The following is a 2,594-nucleotide window of genomic DNA, read 5'->3' on the forward strand; positions in this document are numbered from 1 at the left end:
GATTACGTGAACAAGAACGGCTTTCCCGGTGTTCTGATTGGACTTTCCGGCGGCATCGACTCCGCGATCTCGGCCGCGGTGGCGGTCGACGCGCTTGGCGCCGACCGGGTGCATTGCGTGATGCTGCCGTCGCCCTACACCAGCCAGCACAGCCTGGACGACGCGGCGGAATGCGCCGCGGCGCTGGGCACCCGGCTGGACAGCATCTCGATCGAGCCGGCGATGCTGGCCTTCGGCGCCATGCTGGGGCCGCTGTTCGAAAGCACGACCCCTGATATCACCGAGGAAAACATCCAGTCCCGCGCCCGCGGCGTCACCCTGATGGCGTTGTCGAACAAGTTCGGCAAGATGGTGCTGACCACCGGCAACAAGTCAGAGATGTCCGTGGGTTACGCGACCTTGTACGGCGATATGTGTGGCGGCTATTCCGTGCTGAAGGACGTCTACAAGACCACGGTCTACGAGCTGTCGCGCTGGCGCAACCAGGTCCACCCCGAGGGGTCGATGGGCCCGGCCGGCCGGGTGATCCCGGAGCGGATCATCACCAAGGCGCCGACGGCAGAGCTGAAGCCGAACCAGACCGACCAGGACAGCCTGCCCCCCTATGACGCGCTGGACGACATCCTCAACTGCCTGGTGGAGGAGGAGAAGAGCGTCGACGAGATCGTCGCCCGCGGCCATGACCGGGCCACGGTGGCGCGGGTCTGGCGCCTGCTCGACCGCGCCGAATACAAGCGCCGCCAGGCCCCGCCGGGCGTCAAGCTGACCCGCCGCAACTTCGGCCGCGACCGCCGCTACCCCATCACCAACTCGACGCTGAGCCTGATCTGAGGAGGCGGCGATGGCCGTCCTGGTCGCACCTGGCATCTATACGGTCGAGGGCTGTTTCAGCCGGGCGGAGTGCCGAGACTGGATCGCCGGGGCGGGCGACTATGAGGCGGCCACGATCAACAGCGCCAAGGGGGCCGTGCGCGATGCCGGGCTGCGCAACAACAGCCGGGCCCTGCGCGATGATCCGGACCTCGCCGCCGGCCTCTGGCAACGCCTGCGCGAGCACGTGCCGCCCTTCCTCGACGGCCGTCAGGCGATCGGAATCAACGAGAGGTTCCGCTTCTACCGTTATGATAGTGCTCAATATTTCGCCGGACATGTCGATGGCGCGTTCCGCCGCGGCAATGGTGAGGAGAGCCGCCTGACCCTGATGATCTACCTCAATGATGGCTTCGCCGGCGGCGAGACCACCTTTGCCGAGACCAGGATCACACCATCGACCGGCCTGGCGCTGCTGTTCCGGCACGAGCTGTTCCACGAGGGGCGGCCGGTGACTGCGGGCGTGAAACACGTGCTGCGCTCCGACGTGATGTACGGCCCGGTGGGGCGCCTGTCCGTTTGACGGTTGGGGCCGCGATGGGCTTGGTCCTTCGCAGCCCGGCGCCGCTGCCTCACTCCGCCGGGAAGGGCACGACCAGGTCCAGGAACGGGCCCGGGACTGCAACCGCCCATCCCAGACCGTCATCGCGAGCCCCGCAGGGGTGTGGCGATCCAGGCTGGCGCCGCCTCGGGCTGCACCACTGGATTGCTTCGCTGCGCTCGCAATGACGGTTTGGGCGGAGGCGGCCGTGCCAACCCATCAGCGGATGGCTCTGGGGTCGCTAGCCACGTCTGGACGGATCGGTATGATGCGGGGCCACAGGGGAGGGACCGACCGATGCCGACGGAGACCAAAGCGTCGCCGAAGCCGATCTCGTCGCAGGATGTGCCGTGGGCCGAGTGGTCGGACATCCCGCGCTTCACCACGCGCTACCGGCACCTGACGCGCGCCGCGGTCGGCGACGACTACCATGTCGGCGTCGCGATCGAGGAGCTGGGGCCGGGGAAGCAGAGCGTACCGGCGCACTACCACATCTTCGAGGAGGAGCATCTCTACATCCTCGCCGGCACCGCCACCCTGCGCCTCGGGGCCGACAGCCATGAGATGCAGGCGGGCGACTATGTCTGCTTCCCGGCCGGGCAGAAGGCCGGGCATTGCCTGGTCAATTCGGGCGACGCGGTCTGCCGCTACGTCGTGGTCGGCGAACGCAACCCGAACGAAATCTGTGTCTACCCCGACACCGGCAAGGTGCTGGTGCGGCCCCTCGGGCGGCGCGCGATCTTCGATATGGCGGCGACGCGCGGCTATTGGGATGGCGAGGACACCGGCCTGCCGCGGGGCGAGGCGCCGCCGGCCGATGCCGCGGAGCCCGAGGCGCCGGTCCAGCCCCGGCCGCCGATCGCCGCGGCCGATGTCGACTGGCACGCGGAGGGCCCGGCCGGCAGCGCGCGGTTCGGCGGCCGGTCGAAGCACCTGACCCATGCGGCGGTCGGGCCGGGCTATCGCGTCGGCGTGCTGATCGAATCCCCGGCGCCGGGCCAGCGCCTGTGCCCGACCCACTATCACATGCTGGAGGAAGAGCACGCGCTGGTTCTGGAAGGCGAGGTGACGCTGATCCTCGGCGACGAGCGCCACCGCATGACCGCGGGCGACTATGTCTGCTTCCCCGCCGGCCGCAAGGTCGGCCATTCCTTCGTCAACAGCGGCCCCGGCCCCTGCGCCT

The 2,594-nt window shown here is 68.9% G+C and carries 3 protein-coding genes; all 3 read left to right on the plus strand.

Features of this window, described 5'->3' with window-relative positions; genetic code table 11:
- Nucleotides 1-831 (plus strand): NAD(+) synthase (nadE, locus tag AC3XYG_RS07465; RefSeq protein WP_489139180.1); only part of this gene is annotated, 831 nt, incomplete at its 5' end.
- A 10-nt stretch (nt 832-841) separates the two neighbouring features.
- Nucleotides 842-1,393 (plus strand): 2OG-Fe(II) oxygenase, encoded by a 552-nt coding sequence (locus tag AC3XYG_RS07470; protein WP_489139181.1) that lies wholly within the window; start codon nt 842-844, stop codon nt 1,391-1,393.
- A 315-nt stretch (nt 1,394-1,708) separates the two neighbouring features.
- The coding region (locus tag AC3XYG_RS07475) for a cupin domain-containing protein (protein ID WP_489139182.1) at nt 1,709-2,594 on the plus strand (886 nt) is incomplete at its 3' end.

Source organism: Inquilinus sp. (assembly GCF_057815775.1).

Coding starts and splice junctions, on each gene's coding strand:
- AC3XYG_RS07470 (WP_489139181.1), top strand. CDS start 842: ATGGCCGTCCTGGTCGCACCTGGCATCTATACGGTCGAGGGCTGTTTC.